Genomic DNA, 22,202 nt, shown 5'->3' with positions numbered 1-22,202 from the left:
GACCCCCACCCCGACCCGAAAGGGCCGCACCGCAGTGACCACGAACCAGAACGGCGCCACCTACGCCGCCGCCGGCGTCGACATCGAGGCGGGCGACCGCGCCGTCGAGCTCATGAAGCAGTGGGTGAAGAAGGCCAACCGCCCCGAGGTGGTCGGCGGTCTCGGCGGCTTCGCCGGCCTCTTCGACGCGTCCGCCTTCAAGAACTACGAGCGGCCGCTGCTGGCCTCGGCCACCGACGGCGTGGGGACCAAGGTGGCCATCGCCGCCGCCATGGACAAGCACGACACCATCGGCCACGACCTGGTCGGCATGGTCGTCGACGACCTGGTGGTGTGCGGTGCCGAGCCGCTGTTCATGACCGACTACATCTGCGTCGGCAAGGTCGTCCCGGAGCGGGTCGCCGCGATCGTCAAGGGCATCGCCGAGGGCTGCGCGCTGGCCGGCTGCGCCCTGGTCGGCGGCGAGACCGCCGAGCACCCGGGCCTGCTGGGCCCGGACGAGTACGACGTGGCGGGCGCCGGCACCGGTGTGGTGGAGGCCGACGCGCTGCTCGGCGCGGAGCGGGTCCGGGCCGGCGACGTGGTGATCGCGATGGCCGCCTCCGGCCTGCACTCCAACGGCTACTCGCTGGTGCGCCACGTGCTGCTGAACGAGGCCGGCTGGAAGCTGGACCGCAAGGTCGAGGAGTTCGGCCGCACCCTCGGCGAGGAGCTGCTGGAGCCGACCCGGATCTACTCGCTGGACTGCCTGGCGCTCACCCGCGCCACCGAGGTCCACGCCTTCTCGCACGTCACCGGCGGCGGCCTGGCGGCCAACCTGGCCCGGGTCGTCCCGGCCGGCCTGCACGCCCGCCTGGACCGCGGCACCTGGACCCCGCTGCCGGTCTTCCGGACCGTCGCCGAGGTCGGCAACGTGGCCACCCTGGAGATCGAGAAGACGCTCAACATGGGCGTCGGCATGGTCGCCGTCGTGCCGCCGCACTCGGTGGACGCCGTGCTGTCGATCCTGGAGGACCGCGACGTCGAGGCCTGGCTGCTCGGCGACATCGTCGAGCGCACCGACGAGCACGAGGGCGGCGCGGCCCTGTACAACGCCTACGAGGGCTTCCGGGCGGTCTGATCCGGCCCCCGACGACGGGAGGGCCCCTCCGGCGCGCCGGAGGGGCCCTCCCGTCGTTCCGCGGCCGTCGCGGGCGGCGATCCTGTCGCGGGAACACCGAAGACCGGCCCGGCGCCCTGGGCGCCCGGACCGGTCCGGCGAAGCTGCTGGTTACGAGCGGCGGGAGGCCTGCGAGGCCCCGGTGCCCGGCTCGTTGTCGTCCTCGTCATCGAGGTCGGCGTAGCGGGCGGCGTACTCCGCGTACGGATCGTCGTCCTCCTCCTCCTCCTCGATCGGCTCAGGGTCGATCGAAGCGGTGGACGGCGATACGCCCAGCTCGTTGGACAGACGGTTAGCGTCGAACCCGCCGCTGTTGTACTTCAGCTCGCGGGCGACCTTCGTCTGCTTGGCCTTGGCCCGGCCGCGCCCCATGGGTCGACCCCCTCAACGATGGGGCTCACGGCCCCGAGTCTGACACGTGTTCATGATCAGGACCGGCCTGCCCGAATGGGAGGACCGTGCCTTGGAGCATTAACGGTACCTGTTTCCGCCGCTGGACGGTACGTCGTCGGTGTGACGTGGCGCGCACCGACCGCACCCGAGACCAGGTCTTCCCAGGTCAGGGGAGGTTTTGCGGCGATTTGCACGCTGTCCAGAGGTGTCTCAGGTCCGTCGTTCCAGGACCGATTATCCCCCTTGAGGGGGCGCTGGATCACCCGATCGGGTGCAGAAGTGAGAATCCGGTTCCACATCGTGATGCGCGGGGGGCCGCGGTGGGCGGCCCCCCGCGCATCCGGGTTCCGGCGCCGGCCGGATCAGGCGCGGCGGGCGCCCGGGAGCAGGACCGTGCGCAGCGCGCTGATCTCGCGCATCCGCCGCTCGGCCAGGCGGTCCGCGGCGACCGCCGGCGGGACGCCGTCGGTCGCGGCCCGGGTGAAGATCTCCAGGGTGGTGTCGAAGATCTTGGTGGCCTTGTTCTTGGCCCGCTCGAAGTTGAAGCCGTCGATCTCGTCGGCGACCTGGATGACGCCGCCCGAGTTCACCAGGTAGTCCGGCGCGTAGAGGATGCCGCGGTCGGCGAGGTCCTTCTCGACGCCCTGGTGCGCCAGCTGGTTGTTGGCCGCGCCGCAGACGATCGAGGTGCCGAGCTCGCCCAGCGCCGCCACGGTGTCGTCGGTCAGCGCACCGCCGAGGGCGCAGGGGGCGTAGACGTCCAGCTGGGCCCGGAGCAGGGCGGCGGTGTCGGCGACCACCTCCACGTCCGGGTGGGCCGCGCGCACGCGGTTGACGGCGGCCTCGGAGACGTCGGTGATGACGACGGTGGCGCCGTCCGCGACCAGGTGGCCGACGAGGTAGTGGCCCACCTTGCCGACGCCCGCGACGCCGACCCGCTTGCCCCGCAGGGTCGGCTGGCCCCAGCGGGCCTGGGCGGAGGCGCGCATGCCCTGGAAGACGCCGAAGGCGGTCAGGATGGACGAGTCCCCGGCGCCGCCGTGCTCGGGCGAGCGGCCGGTCACGAACGAGGTCTCGCGCGCGATGACGTCCATGTCCTGGACGTAGGTGCCCACGTCGCAGGCGGTGATGTAGCGGCCGCGCAGGGACTCCACGAAGCGGCCGTAGGCGCGGAGCATCGCCTCGTTCTTGTCCCCGCCCTCGGACTTGGGGGTCGGGTCGCCGATGATGACGGCCTTGCCGCCGCCGAGGTCCAGCCCGGCCAGCGCGTTCTTGTAGGACATCCCGCGGGACAGGTTCAGCGCGTCCTCCAGCGCCGCCTCCTCGGAGGCGTACGGGAAGAAGCGGGTGCCGCCGAGGGCCGGGCCCAGGGCGGTGGAGTGGATGGCGATGATCGCCTTCAGACCGGAGCTGCGGTCGTGGCAGAGGACGACCTGCTCGTGGCCGTCGCCGGGGGCGCCGTCCTGCTCGGTGCGGAAGATCCTGCTGAGCACGCCGGGTGCGGGGTGCGTGGCGGGGGTCTGTACGTCGGTCACTGTGGTGACTCCAGTATCGAAGGCCCGCTGCTGTGGTGCGGGCGCCTACGGCGAAGCGTAGTCCGGCGGACGCCGCCGATCCGCCCTCTTGTCCGAGCTTGTGCCGGTTGTCCGAAGGGTGAGACGGGAGTCGGTGCGCGGTGCGGGTGCGAACGGTTCGCCGGCTCGCCCTCCCCCGCCCGGGCGGCGCGTGCGACCATGCAGGACGTGACCGTCGTACGCACTTCCGTACAGCCGCCCTACGCCGCCCACCTGCGGGTCTACGAGCCGCTGGCGGCCTATCCGGAGCCCGATCGGGCGCGCTGGCAGGCCTATGCGGCCGAGCACGGGCCGGACGCCGGGCAGGCGGGGCAGCCGGTCGCGGCGGCGGTGCTGGAGGAGCAGCGGGAGGCGCTCGCGGGGCTGGCCTCCAGGACGCCCCGGGCGCTGCCCGAGCGGGAGAGCGGGCGGGCGTACCTGCGGGTGGTGGACGGCGTGCTGTACGTCTGCCCGTGGGCGACCAGGCTGCGCAGCTGGCAGGCGCTGGACGAGCTGCGGGCCGGGGCGCCGGTGGCGCTGCTGGACACCGCGCTGCCGCCGGCGGCCAGGTCGGCCGCCGAGGCGGAGCGGGAGCGCTGGCGGGCCGAGCACCCGGACGCCCGGCCGTGGATCCTCACCAGCCGGTGGGAGGTGCCGGTGCGCTGGTTCCTGCCGTTCGGGGACGAGGACCGCTGCTTCGTGCCCGCCGGCGGACCGCCGGCACCGCCGGGCGGCGAGGCGCCGGAGGGAGGGGGCGCGGGGGCGGCGGGGGAGCGGGGCGGTCGGCCGGCGGCGCTGTTCTACCTGGTGCCGATGGCCCAGGCGCGGCGGCGGGTGGCGCGGGCCTACCGGGCGCTGCGCGAGGCCCTGCCGGACGGGGAGTTGGCGCGGGGCGCGGAGCAGGTCGGGCGGTGGCTGGAGGAGTTCCATCCGCGTTCGCTGGTGGAACTGGACTACGGGGGCCTGGTGCATCTGCTGGGGCCGGAGCGGCTGTTGGCGGACCGTTCGGCGGGGGAGCTGGAGGAGGGGCTGCGCGCGCTGGGGGCGGGGGACGCCGCCGGGGCCCTGCGGGTGTACGGGGAGCTGACGGTGCGGTGGCGCCGGGTGCTGGCGCTGCGGCACGCGAACTGACGTCCGACCACCCGTGTATGACTGTAAGGGTCCTGGGGACCGCACCGTCGATGACCAAGGTCCTGGTTCGGGTCAATAGCTGTCGAACGTGACACTACTCACCGTTGACGCGAACTTACCCCTATGTGCAAAAATGGGACAACCAGCCCAACTTCACGTGAGCGTGCCCACTTTTGGGTGGTTCTGGAGTCGATGCGTGCTTTGCGGGGATACGGAGGGTCTGGTCCCTTCGTAACCGGATGTCATCGACGTGTGACTGTCCGTTATGGGGTGGTCCATCGCCATCCGTCGGCCTTGAACCCGTGAGGGGTCAATTTTGGCGGTTTGGTCGATAGGGCTGGACGGATGGTGTAGTTGTAGACACCAGGACAAGCCGTTCGTCCTATAACCGACTCGGCCCGTCTATGCCATTTCGGGCATCGCGGGCCAAGGTGCAGAATTTGAAGGATAGAACCGCCCTGGTTCGGTTCTCCCGAGGAGGCCGCTCATGACCGCTCGTACCCCTGATGCTGAACCGCTGCTGACGCCGGCAGAGGTCGCCACCATGTTCCGCGTGGACCCGAAGACGGTCACCCGCTGGGCCAAGGCGGGCAAGCTGACGTCGATTCGCACGCTCGGCGGTCACCGCCGTTACCGTGAGGCGGAGGTGCGCGCCCTGCTGGCCGGGATTCCCGCTCAGCGCACTGAGGCCTGATAGGCCAAAGGCTCTTTAAAGGGGCCGCTTACCGGACTCCGCCGGGTCCGGTAAGCGGCCCCTTTGTCGTGCCCGCCGGAGCCTTCCGGTACCGGTCGGCCGGTTGGAATGGCGAACTCCGGATAACGATTCGATGCGCACGGGGCGGGGGGGATTTACAGTGAATAGACGTACAATTTTACATATTAAATTAACAGGGTTCGGGCAGGGCGGTGCCGGGGCCGGCATCGGGGAAAGGGAAGTGACGACCGTCACGCGGTCCGTCACTTGTGGTCCGGACCTGCGCGGGGGTAGGGGGCCGAACGGCCAAAAGCGAGAGGCCCGGAACCTGACGGTTCCGGGCCTCTCGCGCTGCGGCGATCCCGACGGGACTTGAACCCGCGACCTCCACCTTGACAGGGTGGCGAGCTAACCAACTGCTCCACGGGACCAGAGTTTTCTGATCTCGTTCACTCGCTTGCCGCGCTGCGAACAAGACAGATCGTAGCCCATGGTGGGCCCCCAGGTCGAACTGGCACCTGAGGGCCCCTGAGGACCCGCCCAGCTCAGAGCGGGGCCCGGGTCACAGGGCGGCCCGGGCCGCCTCCATCGCCTTCATGATCCGCTTCTCCGAGACCGGCGTCGGCGTGCCCAGCGACTGGGCGAAGAAGCTGACCCGCAGCTCCTCGATCATCCAGCGGATCGCCCGCACCTCCTCCGACGGCTGCCGCCCCGCCGGCACCGCCGCCAACAGCTCCCCGTACGCCTGCTGCACCTGCTGGACCTTCAGCAGCTGCTGGGCGTCCCGCTGCGGGTGGTTGGGCAGCGCCTCCAGGCGGCGGTCCACCGCCAGCAGGTAGCGCTTGAGGTCCGGCAGCCGCTGCCAGCCGGTGGCCGTGACGAAGCCCGGGTGCACCAGCGAGGCCAGGTGCAGCCGGATGTCGTTCACCGCGTTCAGCAGCACCGGGCTGCTCACCGACTTCAGCCGGGTCGAGGCCTTGTGGAAGGCGATCAGCGCGGTGGCCGTCTTCAGCGTGGTGTCCGCGGACAGGTCGTACAGGTCCGCGCGCACCTTGTCGTGCAGCTTGCCGAAGGCCGCCTCGTCCCAGGCCGGACCGCCGGCCAGGGCCATCAGCCGGTCCGTCGCGGCGGCCACCACGTCCTCGAACAGGGCGGCGATCGAGCCGTGCGGGCTGTGCGAGAGCGCCAGCTTCGCCTGGTTGCCCAGCCGGCCCTGGATCGACTTGGCCGGGGAGGTGGTGGTCAGCATCAGCAGCCGCCGGGTGCCCTCCCACATCGCCTGCGCCTGCGCCTGCGGGGTGTCGAACAGCTTGACCCCGACCGTGGCGCCCTCGTCCACCAGGGCCGGGTAGGCGCGCAGCGAGTGGCCGCGCGAACGCTGCTCGAAGGTGCGCTGCAGGACGGGCAGGGAGGCCGGCCAGGCGGTCAGCCCGCTCTGCTCGATGCCCTGGCCGGAGGCGGCCGAGGACAGCGTCTCCTTGAGCTTCGGCTTGAGCTTCAGCCGCAGCTCCTCCAGGTCCTTGGACTCGGCGAGCTTGCGGCGCCCGTCCACCACCCGGAAGGTCACCCTGAGGTGGTCCGGCACCCGCTCCTCGTCCCAGGCCTCCGGCGGCACCGTGACGGCCGTCAGGCGCTTCAGGGCGCGCTCCAGGGACGGCAGCAGCGGTTCCTGGCGGTCCTTCACCTCGCGCAGCGCCGCCCTGGCGAAGTCCGGTGCCGGCACGAAGTTGCGCCGGATCGCCTTCGGCAGCGACTTGATGTACGCGGTGACCAGCTCCGCCCGCAGACCGGGGATCTGCCAGTCGAAGCCCTCCGCGGTGACCTGGTTGAGCACCGGCAGCGGGATGTGCACGGTGACGCCGTCCGCGTCGCTGCCCGGCTCGAACTGGTAGGTCAGCTTGAAGCGCAGCTTGCCCTGCTGCCAGTGGTCCGGGTAGTCGGCCTCCGTGACGCCGTCGGCGGCGTCGTTGATCAGCATCGACTTCTCGAAGTTGAGCAGGTCCGGCTGCTCGTGCCGGGCCTTCTTCCACCAGGCGTCGAAGTGCCGGGTGGAGACGATGTCGTCGGGCAGCCGGGCGTCGTAGAACTCGAAGAGGGTCTGGTCGTCCACCAGGATGTCCCGGCGGCGGGCCCGGTTCTCCAGCTCCTCGACCTCGCCGAGCAGCTTGCGGTTCTCCGCGAAGAACCGGTGGTGGGTCTCCCAGTCGCCCTCGACCAGCGCGTTGCGGATGAACAGCTCGCGGCACAGCTCCGGGTCGACCTTGCCGAAGTTGACCTTGCGCTGGGCCACGATCGGCATCCCGTAGAGGGTCACCTTCTCGTACGCCAGCACCGCGCCGGCCTTCTTCTCCCAGTGCGGCTCGCTGTAGCTGCGCTTGGTCAGGTGGCCCGCCAGCGGCTCGACCCACTCCGGTTCGATCCTGGCGTTGATCCGGGCCCAGAGCCGGGAGGTCTCCACCAGTTCGGCCGACATCACCCAGCGCGGCGGCTTCTTGAACAGGCCGGAGCCCGGGAAGACCGCGAAGCGGGCGCCGCGAGCGCCGCCGTACTCCCGCTTCTCCACGTCGAACAGGCCGATGTGGGAGAGCAGGCCGGCCAGCAGCGACTGGTGGATCCGGTCGGCGTCCGGTTCCGCGTCGGGGTGCGGCTCCTCCAGCGTCACGCCCAACTGCTTCGCCACGGTGCGCAGCTGGGTGTAGATGTCCTGCCACTCCCGTATCCGCAGGTAGTTGAGGAACTCCGCCTTGCACATCCGGCGGAACGCCGAGGAGGACAGCTCGCGCTGCTGCTCGCGGACGTAGCGCCACATCGACAGGTAGGAGAGGAAGTCCGAGGTCTCCGAGGTGAACCGGCGGTGCCGGTCGTCGGCGGCCTGGCGCTTCTCGGCCGGGCGCTCGCGCGGATCCTGGATGGAGAGCGCGGCGGCGATCACCATGACGTCGCGGACGCAGCCGTTGCGGTCCGCCTCCAGCACCATGCGGGCCATCCGCGGGTCCAGCGGGAGCTGGGCGAGCTTGCGGCCCAGCGGGGTGAGGCGTTTGCGCGGGTCCTTCTCGTCCGGGTCCAGCGCGCCCAGCTCGTGCAGCAGGTGGATGCCGTCCTTGATGTTGCGCGAGTCCGGCGGGTCCAGGAACGGGAAGGCGGCGATGTCGCCGAGGCCGGCCGCGGTCATCTGCAGGATCACCGACGCCAGGTTGGTGCGCAGGATCTCGGCGTCGGTGAACTCGGGGCGGGAGAGGAAGTCCTCCTCCGAGTACAGCCGGATGCAGATGCCGTCCGAGGTGCGCCCGCAGCGGCCCTTGCGCTGGTTGGCGCTGGCCTGGCTGACCGCCTCGATCGGCAGCCGCTGCACCTTGGTGCGGTGGCTGTAGCGGGAGATCCGGGCGGTGCCCGGGTCGATCACGTACTTGATGCCGGGGACGGTGAGCGAGGTCTCGGCCACGTTGGTGGCCAGGACGATCCGGCGGCTGCCGGAACGCTGGAAGACCCGGTGCTGCTCGGCCGAGCTCAGCCGGGCGTACAGCGGCAGGACCTCGGTGTTCCTCAGCTTCAGCCGGTTGAGGGCGTCGGCGGTGTCGCGGATCTCGCGCTCGCCGGAGAGGAAGACCAGGATGTCGCCCGGGCCCTCGGCCTGCAGCTCCTGGGCGGCGTCGCAGATCGCCTGGACCTGGTCGCGGTCGCGGTCGACCTCGTCCTGGTCCTCGGCGTCCTCCGAGTCGTCGACGATCGGCCGGTAGCGGACCTCCACCGGGTACGTCCGGCCCGAGACCTCGACGATCGGGGCGTCGCCGAAGTGCCGGGCGAAGCGCTCCGGGTCGATGGTCGCGGAGGTGATCACGACCTTGAGGTCGGGGCGGCGGGGCAGCAGCTGCTTGACGTAGCCGAGGATGAAGTCGATGTTGAGGCTGCGCTCGTGCGCCTCGTCGATGATCAGGGTGTCGTACTGGTGCAGTTCGCGGTCGGTCTGGATCTCGGCGAGCAGGATGCCGTCCGTCATCAGCTTGACCAGGGTGTCCGGGCCGACCTGGTCGGTGAACCGGACCTTCCAGCCGACGGCCTCGCCCAGCGGGCTGTCCAACTCCTCCGCGACGCGCTCCGCCACCGTGCGGGCGGCGATCCGGCGCGGCTGGGTGTGGCCGACCAGGCCGCGCACCCCGCGGCCCAGCTCCAGGCAGATCTTCGGGATCTGGGTGGTCTTGCCGGATCCGGTCTCACCCGCGACGATCACCACCTGGTGGTCCCGGATGGCCGCCAGGATCTCGTCCTTCTTCTGGCTGACCGGCAGCTCGGCGGGATAGGTGATCGTCGGGACGGCGTTCCGGCGCTGCGCGACCAGCAGCTCGGCGCGGTCGATGTCCGCGGCGATCTCGGCGGCGATCTTCTGCCGGGCGTCGGGCTTGCGCACCCGGCGGGCGCCCTCCAGCCGGCGGCCGATCCGCACCTGGTCGCGCAGGGTCAGTTCGGGCAGGCGGGCGGCCAGCTCACCTATTCCGGGACCCTCGGCGGGCGCGGGGGCGGACTGGACTGCGGGAGAACTCACTGCGGGCATCCCTCTAGGTTCGCAAGGAGGCACGGCGGAGCGCACCTCGGTTTTCGAGCCCCTCCAGTGTCACAGCCGCCGGTGGCCAATCGCGAACGACGGGCAACGGTCCGTGCCCCGAGTGGGCTCTGGGGGGTGAGGAGGTGCTCAATGGGAGCCCAGAAGACCGCACGGGACGAGGAGTTCCGGGCGTTCGCCGGCGGCGCGTGGTCGCGGCTGTTCCGCACCGCGTACCTGCTCGCGGGGGACCGGCACGGCGCCGAGGACCTGGTCCAGCAGGCCCTGGAGCGGGCCTACGTGGCGTGGGTGCGGGTCCGCGCGGCCGACGACCCGTACGCGTACGTGCGCCGGATCCTGGTCAACGAGCACGCCCGGCGGTTCCGGCGCAGACCCCCTGAGCACCTGGTGCACGCCGTCCCGGACCGGCCCGTGCCGGCCTGGGCCGACCCGGACGACCGCGCCGTGCTGCTCGACGCGCTCGGCGGCCTGCCGCCGCGCCAGCGCCAGGCCGTGGTGCTGCGCTACTGGGAGGACCTCTCCGAGACCCAGACCGCGGCGGCGATGGGCTGCTCGGTCGGAACGGTGAAGAGCCAGGCCGCCCGCGGCCTGGCCAAGCTCCGGGGAGCCTCCTCACTCATCGCACTGACGAGCATCGGAGGCACGAGATGAGCAAGGAGTTCCCGCCCGCGGACGCGGCGCTCGACGACGAGAGGGCGGCCGTGTGGGCCCTCGGCGAGCTGGCCGGGAGCGTCGAGACCGGCCCGGTCCCGTACGACCGGCTGGTCGCCGGAGGCCGGCGGCGCCTGCGGCGGCGGCGACTGCTGACCGCCGGGGCGGCGGCGGTCCTGGTCGCGGCGGTCCTCGGGGCCGGGGCGGCGCTCGGGGAGCGCGGCCGGCAGGCGGTCTCCACCGCGGCGGTGGCCGCCTCGGCCGGCACGGCGGCGTCCGCCTCGGCCTCCGCGGTCTCCTCGGCCTCGGCTTCGGCCGCCGCGGCGGCCTCCGGTCCGGCCTCCGTGGCGGCCGCCACGAGCGCACCCGCCCGGGATCCGCTGGACCCCGTCCGCGTCAAGGTCGGTGAAGGCACCGCGAACGGCCACACCTGGCAGGCCTGGACCGCGCTGTGGCCGGCCGCCCAGACCAAGGAGTCCGCCCTCGAGCAGGCCCGGCTGATCCAGGCGGAGCGGCACGCCGCCAACCCGGACGTCCGGCCCGTCACCCAGGCGGACGTCGACCGGAACTTCGACCGGCTCCTCGACGCGGCGAACCTCTACTACACCGTGGACGGCAAGCGGCAGGCGGAGGATTCCGTGCAGCCGGTCTCCGCTCCGGGCGAGTACCCGGCGGCCGTCGGCGGCGCGTCGCTCGGCCTCGAACACGGAGCGTCGTCGGGCCTGCCGCCGGTCGTGATCGAAGGGGTCCGGCCCGAGGTCGCGAAGATCGTCGTCGAATGGCGGACCGGCGGCTCCACCGAAGCGGTGCCGGTGCCGGTCGGGGACTCCCCGTGGCGCTGGTACGCCGTCCTGGCCAAGCCGGGGACCGACGCCAGGGCCGTCACCTCCTACGCGGCGGACGGCTCGGTGCTGGGCACCGACACCCGCTGGCTCCGCACCCACTGAGCCCGCCCGCCCGCAACGGCTCTCCCGGCTCCGCGCGGTGGCGCACCGGGCGGGTCGCCGGCCCTGCCGGGCGCGGGCACCGGCTCGCGTCGGGCTGCCGCGGGCCGGGGAGTCAGGAGCGCATCGTGTCGATGCGCTTCCAGACGCGCACGGCCAACTCGTAGGCGGTGAGCTCGTCGCACAGGGCCGCGGTCTGCCGCAGCAGCGCCTGGGCCTCCTCGGTGCGGCCCAACGCGGCCAGCGCCTCGGCCTGGACGAGGTTGGCGCGGACCAGGTCGGGGCCGGTCAGCGGCGCGGCGCCCTCGGTGAGCCGGGGGTAGAGCCCGACGACCTCGGCAGCGGTGCCCATGGCCAGTTCGTAGCGGGCGCGCAGCGCGAGGATCCGGGTGGTCTCGTCGGGGGCGTCGACCATGGGGCCGACCTGCTCGGCTGCCTCCAGCCAGGGCAGTGCGGCGCCGGGATCCCCGTCGTCCAGCAGGACGCTGCCGGCCGAGCGCATGAACCGCAGCCAGTCGCGCATCGGCGTGTCCGGCGCGGTGAGTTCGGCGCGGGCCAGATCCAGGTGGTGGCGTGCGGCGGTGGCCATGCCGAGCTGGGAGTAGGCGATGCTGGAGACCCAGTGGGCCCGGCCGCGCACCGGCGCCCCGTGGCCCTCGGCGAGCGAGAGCATGTCCTTCAGCAGCAGCTCGACCTGACCGAGGTCGTTGAGCTCGCACAGGATCGAGATGAGGATCCCGAGCAGCTGGACGTGCTCGAACGTCCCGGTGAGCCGGGCCTGGCCGATCTCGCCCAGGGCCGCGTAGGCCGACTTGCGCGCGTCCGTCAGCCGCCCGGTGTCGCGCTGAGCGGTCGCCAGCTCGGTGAGCAGGATGATGCGCAGGTGCGGGTCGGTCCTGGCCCACTCCTGGTCGGCGAGGCGTTCCAGCAGCTCCAGTCGGTCGGGCTGCCGGCCGGCCGACCGGAGCTCCTCCTGGAGTGCCAGGCCGAGATCGAGTTGGAGGGCCGTCTCACCGCGCTCGACCGCGGCTGCGTACGCGGTCGCGAGCAGCTCGGCCGCGCGGGCGTGGTCGCCCAGCTCGGCGGCGCTGCGTGCGGCGGAGCGGGCGACGACGAGGTCGAGGCCGCGGGGCTCGGCGGCCTCGGCGGGCTCGCCCGCCGGGGACTCGCGCTGGCCGGTCAGTTCGGCCAGCGGCATGCGGAGGACCTCGGCCAGGTGGAGGACGAGGTCGAGCGTGGGCGAACGTTGGCCGGACTCCAGGAGCGAGATGTAGCTCGCGGTCACGATGTCGCCGGCGAGTTCGCGTTGGGAGAAACCCAGCTCCTCGCGCCGCTGCCGTACACGACGGCCGAACTCAGGTTGCTGGCTCCGGTCAGTTTTCATAGCTGTGACTATCGTAGCCGGGAAATTCCACCCTGCCCAGTACGCAGAGCAAGGTGACGTATACCCAACGAGCATCCCAGGCAGCCCTTGGAGCAGCCATCGGGCTCATGTTGACGATAGTTATCGACTAAAGTTATCGTCTTGGCATCCGCTGCGGGGAAGGGTGCGCCGTGATCGAAACACTCCTGGGAAACGATCTGGTCATCAACGAGGACTCGTGCAACCTGAGTTGCACGTACTGCCTCACCGGCCAGAGCAATCTCAAGCAGTCGCACAACGCCCAACTGATCTTCGGGCCGCCGACCAAGGACCGCTACGCCGAGGACACCCTCCTCGGGCGCCGGCTGCCGCTCATCGCCAAACGCATCGACGACACCTTCCGCGCGCCGATGCTCAAGGTCACCGGCGGTGAGGTCTTCCTGGTCGGCGGGGTCATGGACTACCTGCGCGAGCAGGCCGCCCGGCACGAGGTGCTGATCGTCCAGACCAACGGGGTGCTCGTCCGCCAGGAGCACCTCGACGAACTGCGCGGCTGGGGCAACGTCGTCCTCCAGGTGTCCCTGGACAGCCACCTCTACTCCGGCAACTCCCACCGCGTGCAGAGCGAGTCGCTGCACGGCAAGGTGCTGCGCCGCATCGAGGCGATCCTCGACAGCGGCCTGCCGGTGGAGATCTACGGCGTGCTGAACGACCGCAGCGCCCCCGAGGTCCTGGCGTTCGCCCGCTGGCTCGCCGACCGGGAGTACCCGCCGACCTTCTTCCCGTTCCCGGTGCGCGGCCCCGACTCCGAGCGGTTCGCGATGCGGCCCGACCAGGTCGTCCACATCGAGGAACTGGTCGAGCACTACGACGAGTTGAGAGCGGTGCTGCCACCCCGCCCCTACTTCGACCGGCTGCTGTCCTTCGTGCGCGAGGGCGAGCGGACCTTCCGCTGCCACCTGCCGCGCCTGGTCATCTCGACCTTCAGCGACGGCATGGTGACCCCGTGCCCGAACATCTGGTTCTCCAACATGGGCAACCTGCTGGAGGACGACCACGCCGAGACGCTGAAGACCGTCGGCGAGACCGGCATGTACACCGCGCTGCTGGCCGAACGACCCCGCCTGAAGGCGTGCAAGGGCTGCTTCACGCCCTGGGACACGCTCTCGATGTACTTCGAGGACGAGATCACCCTCGACGAGCTGTGCCAGGCCCCCACCTACGCTCCGCCCGTCATCCGGGAGCTGATCGCCGAGCGCAAGCGCCTCTACCGGGAGGGCCGAGACGGGGTGAGCTGCGGTGGCTGACCTCGACCTGCCCCCGGTCGGGCTCGACGGGCTCGACGGCATCGAACCCGCCACGACCGTCGCCCTGGCCGGAGCGAGCGGCGGCCCGTGGCTCGCGGCGTACCGCGAGCTGGTCGACGCCGGCGCCGTCGTCCTGCTGCTCGACCCCGACGCGCCGCCCGCCGAGCACCGACGCCTGCTGGACGCGGCCGGCGGCGGGCGCCTCGCGGTCGTGGACGGCGACCGCGTCACCCTCACCGGCGCCCCCAGGTCCTCGAACCACCCGCCCGGCACCGTCCTGCTGCCCAGCTCGGGCACCACCGGCGCCCCCAAACTCGTCCCGCGCTCCCAGGACTCCCTGCGCGCCGAGGGGCGCCGGCACGCGCGGTACGCGCGCCTGGGCGCGGACGACACGCTGCTGGTGCCGCTGCACCTGTGGCACGCCTACGCGCTCGGCTGGGCGCACGCGGCGTTCGAGGCCCAGTGCCGGATCGTCGCCGTCCCGCCGACCTCGCTGGGCCGCTGCGCCGAGCACATCGCCGCCGGGGCGACCGTGCTCGCGCTCGTCCCGACCGTCGCGCGCCTGCTCGCCCAGCGCCGGGGCCGGGAAGTGCCGGACAACGCGCTGCGCATGGCCATGGTCGGCGCCGGACCGGTCGACGCGGCCCTGGAGGAACGGTTCGCCGCCGCGTTCGGGATCGGACTGGCGCGCAACTACGGCTCCACCGAAACCGGGGCGCTGTTCAGCGGCGCGCCGGGAAGCCCGCCCGGCTGCGTCGGGTACCCGCTGGACGGCGTCGAGTTCCGCGTGGTCGCCCCGGACGGCGCCGACCTGCGGCCCGGCGCGCAGGGCGAACTGCTGGTGCGGGTGGCCGGCGAAGCCTGGCACCCCATGGGGGACCTGGCGTCCTACGACCCCGCCACCGGGCTGCGGCTGCTGGGCCGCCGCACCCGGGCCATCCGGCGCGGAGACCGGTGGATCGCGCCGGAGGAGATCGAGGCGGCGCTCTGCCGCCACCCCGACATCGCCGACGCCCGCGTCTACCCCGTCCGGCACGGTACGTCGGTCGCGCTCCAGGCCGAGGTCGTGCACGTGCGGGGCCCCGGCGCGGACGTCTCCGGCCTCGGGGAGCACGCGAAGGCGCTGCTCGGCTCCCAGAAGGTGCCCGACCGGGTCCGGTGCGTCGGCGAGGTGCCGCGCGGCCGCGTCGGCAAACCCCTTCCGCCGCGCGCGCTCGCCCTGGCGGACCGGGACGTGCTGATCGCCGCCGCCACCGCCTACAAGCGCAGTGAACTCCTCTTCGCCCTGGTGGACCTCGGGATCGTCGAGGCCCTCGGCCGAGGGGCGACGACCGCGCCGGAACTGGCGGCGCGGCTGGGGCTGGACGAGGCCGCCTGCGCCGAACTGCTGCGCACGGCCGAGGAAGCCGGGCTGCTGCGCCCCGAGGACCCCCTCCCCGCCGCCCGCGACGGGAACGGCGACGTGGAGACGGCGCTGGTCGCGCTGGAGGGCGAGCTGTCGCGGACCTGGGTGACGCGCGAGGCCCTGGCCGAGGTCGTCCGCTCCGGGGTCGCGAAGCGCCCGTTCGACCGGGAAGGGCCGTCCGAGCGGCTGCGCGAGGTCTACCAGGCGGCCATGCACGGGACGGCCGCGCACCAGCGCGCCCGCAGCGGCCTGGCGCTGGCGCGCTTCGCCCCCGGCCAGCGCCTCCTGGAGGTCTCCGGCGGCCCCGGTGTCTACCACCGGATCGCCGGCGGGGGCACCCACGCCGGGCGCGGGCCGCTGCCCGACGGCGTCTTCGACCTGGTCGTGCTCGCCAACTCGATCCACGGCCCGGCGGCGGACCTGCGGGCCGTCGCCGAGCGGGTGCCCCTCGGCGGGCGCCTGCTGGTGGACGACGTCTTCCTGGACACGCCCGAGGGCGTCCCGCCGGAGACCCGGCTGGACTGGCTCACCCACGGCGGCACCGCCTGGCCGACCGAGGCGGCGGCCGTCACCGGACTGGCCGCCGTCGGGTTCACCGTCGAGCGGACCCTGCACCTCGGCCGCCCCGCCTGCACGATGCTGCTCGCCGTCAAGGAGCGGTCGTGACCGACTCCGACGTGGCCCTGGTGACCGGCGCGAGCGGCCTGCTCGGTGCGGCGATCTGCCGGGCCCTCGCCGCCACCGGCCTGACCGTCCTGCCGGTGTGCCACCGCGGCCTGGACCGGGCGGCCGAACTGGCCGAGGAGATCGGCGCGCTCGAACCCGTCCGGGCCGACCTGACCGACCCCGCCGCAGCGATGGACCGGATCAGGGAACGCGGGGTCTCGCCGGGCGTCCTGGTGTGCGCGCACGGCAGGACGCTGCGGCGCAGCGTCCTGACCCCGGGCGACGACGACGGCCTGTGGGACGTCAACGTCCACTCGGTGACCAGGCTGGCCGGGTCCGTCGGCAAGGGGATGCTGCGCCGGCGCGGCGGGCGGATCGTCCTGGTCGGATCCCGCGCCGGCAGCGTCGGCCTGCCCGGACAGGCCGAGTACGCGGCCACCAAGGCCGCGCTGTCGGCGTGGGCGGCGTCGGCGGCCTGGGACTTCGGCCGCTTCGGCGTCACCGTCAACGTCGTCGCGCCCGGCGCGGTCCTGCCCGGGCCCGGCTCGGGCTCGGGCGCCGCGGTCTACACGGAGGAGGAGAACCGGGCCGTCGCCGACCGCATCGCCCTGCGCCGCCTCGCCGCCCCGGAGGAGATCGCCGGCGCCGTGGCGTTCCTGGCCGGGCCGCAGTCCGGCTACATCACCGGGCAGACGCTGCTGGTGGACGGCGGCGCGCGGTGGTGACGCTCGCCATCGACATCGGCGGCTCCGGGGCACGGGCGCTGGCGACCGACGACCCGGACGCCCCCGGAACCGAGGCCCGCGAACTGCGCTGGGACCGGGCGCGCGTCGACGACGAGCCCGGACAGGTCGTGGAGCTGGCCCGGTCCGTGCTGGGCGGCCGCGTCCCCGACGCCGTCGCGGTGGCCTTCCCCGGATCGCTCGACGCCGCCGGAGTCGTCCGGCGCTGGCCCAACCGGCCCTGGTGGACCGGGGTCGCACTGACCGCGCGGCTGGACTTCGGAGTGCCGCCGCTGGTCGACGACGACGCCTACCTGGCCGCGCTCGCCGAGCTGGCGGCCCGTCCGGAAGCACGGCCGGACGGCCTGTTCTACCTCGGCCTGGGCACCGGCGTCGGCGGCGCCTGGGCGCAGCCCGGCGGCGGGCTGGTCCGCTGCGAGCCCGGCCACCTGATCGTCCGTCCGGACGGCGAGCCCTGCTCCTGCGGCCGCCGAGGCTGCCTCCAGGCACACCTGCGGACCGCCGACGCCGCCTGGGCGCTCGCCCTCGCCGTCGCCAACCTGGCCGAGATCTGCGCGTTCCGGCGGCTGGTCGTGGGCGGCGGCACGAGCGGCCCGGCCCTGCTGCGGGACGTCGCCGAACTGCTGCCGCGGGTCGCGCGGCCCGGCACCGACCTGCCCCGCCCCGAGCCCGCCCGGCACGGGGCCGGCTCCTCCCTGCGGGGGGCGCTGCTGGCCGCCCGCCTGCGCGCCCCATCCTGTGACGAAAGGACACCGACGTGACCCTCGACCCCGTCCGTCCGATTGACCCGGCCGACCTGCCGGCCTGGCCCCAGCACGACCACACCGAGCGGGAGGCGTTGGAGCGCGTCCTGGCGCACGGCCAGTGGTGGCGCGCGGCAGGCACCGAGAACGACGACTTCGAACGCGAGTTCGCCGCCTACAACGGCGCGCCTTACGCGCTCGCGGTCACCAACGGCACCGTGGCGCTCGAACTGGCGCTGCGGCTGCACGGCATCGGGCCCGGCGACGAGGTGGTGGTGCCCGCCTTCACCTTCATCAGCACGTCGCTGGCGGTGCAGAACGTCGGTGCGACCCCCGTCCCGGCGGACGTGGATCCGGAGACCTACTGCCTGACGCCCGAAGCCGTCCGGGCCGTGCTGACCCCGGCGACCCGCGCGGTCATCCCCGTCCACATCGCCGGCCACCTCGCCGACATGCCCGCACTCGCGGCCCTGGCCGCCGAACGCGACCTGGTGGTCATCCAGGACGCCGCCCACGCCCAGGGCGGCGTGTGGCAGGGGACGAAGGTCGGCGAGTTCCCGTCGGTCGCCTGCTACAGCTTCCAGAACGGCAAGCTGATGACCGCGGGGGAGGGCGGCGCGCTGACCCTGCCCGACGAGAAGACCTACGAGCAGGCGTACCTGATGCACACCTGCGGCCGGCCCCGCGGGGACACCACCTACCAGCACGTCACCGGCGGATCCAACTCCCGCGTCAGCGAGTTCACCGCGGCGCTCCTGCGCGCGCAGCTCGCGCGCCTGGCCGAGCACACCCGGATCCGGGAGGAGCGCGCCACCCTGCTCGACGGGCTGCTGAAGGACGCGCCCGGCCTGCGCGTCCAGGCCCGCGACCTGCGGATGGACGTCAACCCGCACTACATGTACCTGGTGGCCCTCGACCCCGCGGCGGGCCGTGCGGCACGCGACCGGCTGGTGGAGGAGCTGAAGGCGGCGGGCGTCCCGGCGTGCGTCAACTTCCCGCCGGTCTACCGCCCCGCGTCCTTCCGGGCGGGCCCGGTGCCCGCGACGAGCGTGGCGGAGCTGGCCGAGCGGTGCCCGGTGTCGGAGGACCTGGGCGCGCACGGCCTGTGGATCCACCACCGGGTGCTGCTGGCCGAACCGCGCGTCGTGGAGCGCGTGGCCGAGGTGGTCACCACGCTGGCCGAGCGGGTCACCGGCGCCGTGGTGGCGCGGTGACCGCTCCGCTGCGGGTGGGCCTGCTCGGGTACGGCTGGGTCAACCGGACGGTCTGGCTGCCGCGCGTCCAGGCCCATCCGCGCCTGGAACTGGCGGCCGTGTGCGATCCGGAGGCCGTCGGCGCCCCGGCGGCGACGTCCTGGGAAGGCCTGCTGGACGCCCGGCCCGACGTCGTCGTGATCGGCACGCCCAACCACACCCACTTCGCGCTGGCCGCCGCCGTCCTGGAACGCGGGATCCGCGTCGTCGTGGAGAAGCCGCTCTGCCTGAGCCGCGTCGAGTTCGACGCGCTGGCCGAGCGCGCCCGCGGCGTCGGAGTCCTGGTCAGCCGGGCCGCCGTGCGCCGCGAGGACGTGCGGCGGCTCTCCGGCGCCCTGCCGCCGGGGCCGCTCACCGTCCGGGCGAGCTGGCTGCGGGCGGGCGGGGTGCCGCGCCCCGGCTCGTGGTTCACCGGCCGTGCCACGGCGGGCGGCGGCGCGCTGCTCGACCTCGGCTGGCACGTGGCGGACGTGGCGCTCGGGCTGCTGGGCCGGCCCCGGCAGGTCGCGGTGGCGGCCGAACTGCGCGCCCCGGACGGCGGGCACACTCCCGGGAGCGCTCCCGGGAGCGCCGCCTGGCGCGGCGACGGAGCCGGCGCCGGTCCGGTGGACGTCGAGGTGGACGGCACGGTGCGCGCGGAGTTCGCGGACGGCTCGCGGCTGGTGCTGCGGGCGGCCTGGGCGAGCGAGGTCACTACCGACACCACGCGGTTCGTCGTCGAGGGCGGCGGCGAGCGCCGGGTGCTCACCGGGACGTTCGGGTTCAGCCCCAACCGGGTGGCAGAGCCGGCGCTGACCTCGTGGGGCCCCGACTCCTACCGCCGGATCACCCTCCCGGACCACGTCGGCCGGGAGTACGACGCACAGGTGGAGGCGATCGCCGCCTTCGCTTCCGGAGCGCTGGACTGGGAGGCGGAGCTGGCCGAGTCCGCGGCCGTGATGGACCTGTTGGAGGCCGCCTACCGGGCGGCGGGCCGTCCGCTGCCGGTGTCCGAGAGGACGGCCGTGTGACCGGGCTGAGCGTCGTCGTCCCGACGAAGGACAAACCGGAGTCCCTGCGCGCCACGCTGGCCTGCCTGCTGGCCGCCGCGGCGCCACCGGTGGAGATCGTGGTCGTCGACGAGGGCGACGCCCCCGTGACCGCTCCCGCGGACCCGGCGGTCCGCGTCGTCGAGGGGCCGCGCAGGGGCCGGGCCGCCGCCCGCAACGCCGGTGCGCGCGCCGCCTCCGGCACGCGCCTGCTGTTCGTGGACGACGACATCCTCACCGGCCCCGGCTTCCTGGCCGCGCACGCCGCCCACGGCACCGGGCCCGGCTTCGTCCACGGTCCGCTGATGGAGTTCCCCGGCGCCCGCCGCTGGCTGGCGGCCGTCGGCCCGGACCCGGTCGCCGCGGCGGCCGTGGTGGGCGGCGCGGAGCGGCTGGTCCGCAACAACCTGGAGGCCGCCGTGCTGGCCGTGGCCGCGGGCGCGGCGCCGGCCCGGCTGGGCTGGCTGGCCTGTGTGGGCGCCAACCTGTCGCTGTCCCGGGCGGCGTTCGACCAGGTGGGCGGCTTCGACGAGGGCTTCGGCACCCGCTGGGGCTGCGAGGACCTGGAACTCGGCGTGCGCCTGCTGGCGGCCGGGCACCGGCCCACGGTGGACCCCGGTGCTCCCGGCGTCCACCTCACCCATGCCCGCCCGGACCGCTGGGAACAGCACGAGGTCACCCACGCGCGGTTCGCCGCGCTGCACGACACCGCCGACGTCCGCGCCCTGCCCCTGCTGCTGACGGTGAGTCAGGCCGCCTACTTCGAGGCGGTGGCGCCCTGAGCGGTGCGGCGGTGCTCCCGCCACACCGCCGGGGTGCGGGCGTGCCGGGCCAGGGCCCGGCCGAACCGCAGCGGTCCGCCGAACAGCTCCGTCACCTGGGAGCGGTAGACGAGTGAGCCGCGCAGCCAGGCCGAGAAGTCGGCCCGGTGCGCGGTGACCTCCAGGTCGCCCCCGCCGGCCGCCGGCGGGGGCGCGTAGGGGAACTCGGCGTAGTACACGACGTCGGCCGCCGTGCCGGCCGCCGCCGCCCGTTCGGCGGCCGTGCGCGCGATGACGTGGTCGACGTGGGTGCGTTCGGCCAGGGGGAGCAGCAGGACGTCGGCGTCGGGCAGGAACGGGGCCAGCGCGGCGGCGACGGCCGCGACCGTCCCCGCGTCGTCGGGGTGCACGCCGCGCCGGCGTGACAGCGGCCCCGGGTAGCGGTTCCCGCGGTGGGCCGCGTCGGGGAAGCCGAGGCCGACGGACCGCACCGGCCAGGCGGCCAGCGCGGCGGCGTCCTCGGCGCGGCGGACGGCGGCGGCGGGGCCGCCGTCGAAGACGGTGACCACGGTGAGTGCGTCGCCGCCGGCCGTCCACGCGTCGAACATGCCGCCGCAGGACCACACGGCGTCGTCGGGGTGCGGGCTCACCACGACGCGGCGCATCAGCCCTCGATCCTGGCCAGCAGGGCGAGCGCCGCGACCCGGTAGCCGTCGGCGCCGAGGCCGGCGACGACGCCCGAGGCGATCGGTGACAGCACCGAGTGGTGCCGGAACTCCTCGCGGGCCCACACGTTCGACAGGTGGACCTCGATCCAGGGGGCGGGGAACGTCTCCAGCGCGTCCCGCAGGCTCCACCCGGCCATCATCAACGCGCCCGGGTTGACGATGGCGCCCGCGCAGTCGGCGCCCGCGTGCACCGCGCGCACCAGGGCGCCCTCGCACTCGTCCTGCACCGCCCGCACGGTGTAGCCGGGGACGGCCTTGCGGACCATCTCCTCGATCTGGGCGAGCGTCGTGGTGCCGTATATCTCGGGGCGGCGCCGACCGAGCTGGGCCAGGTTCGGGCCGTTGAGCAGGAGCAGTTCAGGCATTGCGGGCCCCCTTCGGGACGGCGTGGCCGGCGGCGGGCAGGCCGAACACGGCGAGCAGGTCGACGGCCGTCCCGGCGTAGTGGTCGGGGCCTTCGGCGTGCAGGGTCTGCGGGGAGGTCTGCCCCCAGCCCGCCGCGACCACGGGGGTGCCCGCGGCGCGGCCGGCGCGCACGTCGAGCACGCTGTCGCCGACGAAGAAGGCCCGGGCCGGGTCGACGGCGCCGGGCAGGGCGGCCAGTGCGGTCAGCACGATCTCCGGGTCGGGCTTGGGCCGCGCCACCTGGTCGCTGCCGATCACGGCGTCCAGCCGGTGGGCCATCCCCGCGGCGGTGAGCGCCTGCACGGCGCGTTCGTGCCTCTTGCCGGTCGCGACGGCGGTCGGCACCCCGGCCGCGGCGAGCGCGTCCAGCACGGTGTGGACGCCTTCGTGCGGGGCGATCAGGCCGATGTGGCGGGTGCTCTCCGCCTCGTAGACCGTCGTGAGCTCGGTGGGCAGGCCGAGTTCGCCGAGGATCCGGTGCAGCGGGGCGCCCATGTGGGACAGGAACGTGGGGAACGGCGGCTCGCCGGTGCGGCCGGCGGCCTGCCAGGTGGCGGCGAAGGCGCGGCGCATGTTCTCGGTGGTGTCCAGCAGGACGCCGTCAAGGTCGAATACGACCGCGGATGGAAGGCTCATGACCTCGATGATTGTGAGGTCGGTGACCAAAGTCAATGAAGCTGTTTGACTTTAGTTGATGACCTGCCTACGGTGGCTCCC

General features: G+C 73.6%; 19 protein-coding genes and 1 tRNA gene. 12 read left to right on the top strand and 8 right to left on the bottom strand.

Annotated features, from left to right (window positions below; genetic code table 11):
• Positions 1-34: 34 nt before the first annotated feature.
• Positions 35-1,120, top strand: coding sequence for a phosphoribosylformylglycinamidine cyclo-ligase (gene purM / locus IF30_RS0122225; protein WP_030241143.1), 1,086 nt, complete (start codon positions 35-37; stop codon positions 1,118-1,120).
• A gap of 150 nt (positions 1,121-1,270) precedes the next feature.
• On the opposite strand, the gene IF30_RS0122220 is transcribed toward purM, so the two are convergent.
• Entirely contained in the window at positions 1,271-1,531 is a 261-nt protein-coding gene (locus IF30_RS0122220; RefSeq protein ID WP_030241141.1) for a DUF3073 domain-containing protein, read from the bottom strand.
• A 383-nt stretch (positions 1,532-1,914) separates the two neighbouring features.
• Entirely contained in the window at positions 1,915-3,087 is a 1,173-nt protein-coding gene (locus tag IF30_RS0122215; protein WP_078891586.1) for a Glu/Leu/Phe/Val dehydrogenase dimerization domain-containing protein, read from the bottom strand.
• Positions 3,088-3,285: 198 nt separating this feature from the next.
• On the opposite strand from IF30_RS0122215, the gene IF30_RS0122210 reads away from it, so the two are divergent.
• Both IF30_RS0122210 and bldC read left to right on the top strand, forming a co-directional pair.
• Positions 3,286-4,236: a hypothetical protein gene (locus IF30_RS0122210; RefSeq protein ID WP_030241137.1), complete on the top strand. Its 951-nt coding sequence runs from the start codon at positions 3,286-3,288 to the stop codon at positions 4,234-4,236.
• Positions 4,237-4,723: 487 nt separating this feature from the next.
• On the top strand, positions 4,724-4,930 hold the full coding sequence (gene bldC, locus IF30_RS0122205) for a developmental transcriptional regulator BldC (protein ID WP_014137253.1): 207 nt from the start codon (positions 4,724-4,726) through the stop codon (positions 4,928-4,930).
• A 357-nt stretch (positions 4,931-5,287) separates the two neighbouring features.
• Here bldC and IF30_RS0122200 read toward each other — a convergent pair.
• A tRNA-Asp gene (locus tag IF30_RS0122200) sits at positions 5,288-5,361 on the bottom strand.
• 131 nt (positions 5,362-5,492) lie between these two features.
• Positions 5,493-9,479, bottom strand: coding sequence for an ATP-dependent RNA helicase HrpA (hrpA, locus tag IF30_RS0122195; protein WP_030241135.1), 3,987 nt, complete (start codon positions 9,477-9,479; stop codon positions 5,493-5,495).
• A gap of 141 nt (positions 9,480-9,620) precedes the next feature.
• Between hrpA and IF30_RS0122190 the strand changes: the two genes are divergently transcribed.
• Positions 9,621-10,139 (top strand): SigE family RNA polymerase sigma factor, encoded by a 519-nt coding sequence (locus tag IF30_RS0122190; RefSeq protein WP_030241133.1) that lies wholly within the window; start codon positions 9,621-9,623, stop codon positions 10,137-10,139.
• Positions 10,136-11,086 (top strand): hypothetical protein, encoded by a 951-nt coding sequence (locus IF30_RS0122185; RefSeq protein WP_030241131.1) that lies wholly within the window; start codon positions 10,136-10,138, stop codon positions 11,084-11,086. The genes IF30_RS0122190 and IF30_RS0122185 overlap by 4 nt, the downstream gene beginning before the upstream one ends.
• A 112-nt stretch (positions 11,087-11,198) precedes the next feature.
• Here IF30_RS0122185 and IF30_RS41800 read toward each other — a convergent pair whose 3' ends face one another.
• Positions 11,199-12,467 (bottom strand): helix-turn-helix domain-containing protein, encoded by a 1,269-nt coding sequence (locus IF30_RS41800; RefSeq protein WP_037900806.1) that lies wholly within the window; start codon positions 12,465-12,467, stop codon positions 11,199-11,201.
• 170 nt (positions 12,468-12,637) lie between these two features.
• Between IF30_RS41800 and IF30_RS0122175 the strand changes: the two genes are divergently transcribed.
• From IF30_RS0122175 to IF30_RS48040, 7 genes are read left to right on the top strand one after another with little or no spacing between them, the layout of a single operon-like run.
• Positions 12,638-13,753: a radical SAM protein gene (locus IF30_RS0122175; RefSeq protein ID WP_030241130.1), complete on the top strand. Its 1,116-nt coding sequence runs from the start codon at positions 12,638-12,640 to the stop codon at positions 13,751-13,753.
• Positions 13,746-15,824 (top strand): ANL family adenylate-forming protein, encoded by a 2,079-nt coding sequence (locus IF30_RS0122170; RefSeq protein WP_030241129.1) that lies wholly within the window; start codon positions 13,746-13,748, stop codon positions 15,822-15,824. Before IF30_RS0122175 ends, IF30_RS0122170 begins: the two co-directional genes overlap by 8 nt.
• The gene (locus IF30_RS48045) at positions 15,821-16,549 is read left to right on the top strand and encodes an SDR family NAD(P)-dependent oxidoreductase (RefSeq protein ID WP_030241128.1); all 729 of its coding nucleotides are present in this window, start codon (positions 15,821-15,823) and stop codon (positions 16,547-16,549) included. The genes IF30_RS0122170 and IF30_RS48045 overlap by 4 nt, the downstream gene beginning before the upstream one ends.
• Complete coding sequence (locus tag IF30_RS0122160; RefSeq protein WP_234322795.1) at positions 16,546-17,328, top strand: ROK family protein; 783 nt, start codon at positions 16,546-16,548, stop codon at positions 17,326-17,328. Before IF30_RS48045 ends, IF30_RS0122160 begins: the two co-directional genes overlap by 4 nt.
• Positions 17,325-18,524 (top strand): DegT/DnrJ/EryC1/StrS family aminotransferase, encoded by a 1,200-nt coding sequence (locus tag IF30_RS0122155; protein ID WP_051710806.1) that lies wholly within the window; start codon positions 17,325-17,327, stop codon positions 18,522-18,524. Before IF30_RS0122160 ends, IF30_RS0122155 begins: the two co-directional genes overlap by 4 nt.
• Positions 18,521-19,573, top strand: coding sequence for a Gfo/Idh/MocA family protein (locus IF30_RS0122150; protein ID WP_051710804.1), 1,053 nt, complete (start codon positions 18,521-18,523; stop codon positions 19,571-19,573). Before IF30_RS0122155 ends, IF30_RS0122150 begins: the two co-directional genes overlap by 4 nt.
• Positions 19,570-20,373, top strand: a complete 804-nt coding sequence (locus tag IF30_RS48040; protein ID WP_030241122.1) for a glycosyltransferase family 2 protein — start codon at positions 19,570-19,572, stop codon at positions 20,371-20,373. The genes IF30_RS0122150 and IF30_RS48040 overlap by 4 nt, the downstream gene beginning before the upstream one ends.
• Here IF30_RS48040 and IF30_RS43815 read toward each other — a convergent pair.
• From IF30_RS43815 to IF30_RS0122130, 3 genes are read right to left on the bottom strand one after another with little or no spacing between them, the layout of a single operon-like run.
• Positions 20,349-21,017, bottom strand: a complete 669-nt coding sequence (locus IF30_RS43815) for a PIG-L family deacetylase (protein ID WP_030241120.1) — start codon at positions 21,015-21,017, stop codon at positions 20,349-20,351. The genes IF30_RS48040 and IF30_RS43815 overlap by 25 nt on opposite strands.
• Positions 21,017-21,445: a type II 3-dehydroquinate dehydratase gene (locus IF30_RS0122135; RefSeq protein WP_030241118.1), complete on the bottom strand. Its 429-nt coding sequence runs from the start codon at positions 21,443-21,445 to the stop codon at positions 21,017-21,019. Before IF30_RS0122135 ends, IF30_RS43815 begins: the two co-directional genes overlap by 1 nt.
• Positions 21,438-22,121, bottom strand: a complete 684-nt coding sequence (locus IF30_RS0122130; RefSeq protein ID WP_063752739.1) for an HAD family hydrolase — start codon at positions 22,119-22,121, stop codon at positions 21,438-21,440. Before IF30_RS0122130 ends, IF30_RS0122135 begins: the two co-directional genes overlap by 8 nt.
• Between the last annotated feature and the right edge of the window lie 81 nt (positions 22,122-22,202).

The organism is Streptomyces sp. NRRL S-350, assembly GCF_000719705.1.
Taxonomy (GTDB): domain Bacteria; phylum Actinomycetota; class Actinomycetes; order Streptomycetales; family Streptomycetaceae; genus Kitasatospora.
The sequence above is the reverse complement of the archived record's forward strand: the minus strand, read 5'-3'. Positions and strand labels throughout refer to the sequence as shown.

Bases quoted from the DNA above. Each gene is read 5' to 3' on its own strand.
- IF30_RS0122220 (WP_030241141.1), bottom strand. From the start codon at position 1,531: ATGGGGCGCGGCCGGGCCAAGGCCAAGCAGACGAAGGTCGCCCGCGAG.
- IF30_RS0122210 (WP_030241137.1), top strand. From the start codon at position 3,286: ATGCAGGACGTGACCGTCGTACGCACTTCCGTACAGCCGCCCTACGCC.
- bldC (WP_014137253.1), top strand. From the start codon at position 4,724: ATGACCGCTCGTACCCCTGATGCTGAACCGCTGCTGACGCCGGCAGAG.
- hrpA (WP_030241135.1), bottom strand. From the start codon at position 9,479: ATGCCCGCAGTGAGTTCTCCCGCAGTCCAGTCCGCCCCCGCGCCCGCC.
- IF30_RS0122190 (WP_030241133.1), top strand. From the start codon at position 9,621: ATGGGAGCCCAGAAGACCGCACGGGACGAGGAGTTCCGGGCGTTCGCC.
- IF30_RS0122185 (WP_030241131.1), top strand. From the start codon at position 10,136: ATGAGCAAGGAGTTCCCGCCCGCGGACGCGGCGCTCGACGACGAGAGG.
- IF30_RS41800 (WP_037900806.1), bottom strand. From the start codon at position 12,467: ATGAAAACTGACCGGAGCCAGCAACCTGAGTTCGGCCGTCGTGTACGG.
- IF30_RS43815 (WP_030241120.1), bottom strand. From the start codon at position 21,017: ATGCGCCGCGTCGTGGTGAGCCCGCACCCCGACGACGCCGTGTGGTCC.
- IF30_RS0122135 (WP_030241118.1), bottom strand. From the start codon at position 21,445: ATGCCTGAACTGCTCCTGCTCAACGGCCCGAACCTGGCCCAGCTCGGT.
- IF30_RS0122130 (WP_063752739.1), bottom strand. From the start codon at position 22,121: ATGAGCCTTCCATCCGCGGTCGTATTCGACCTTGACGGCGTCCTGCTG.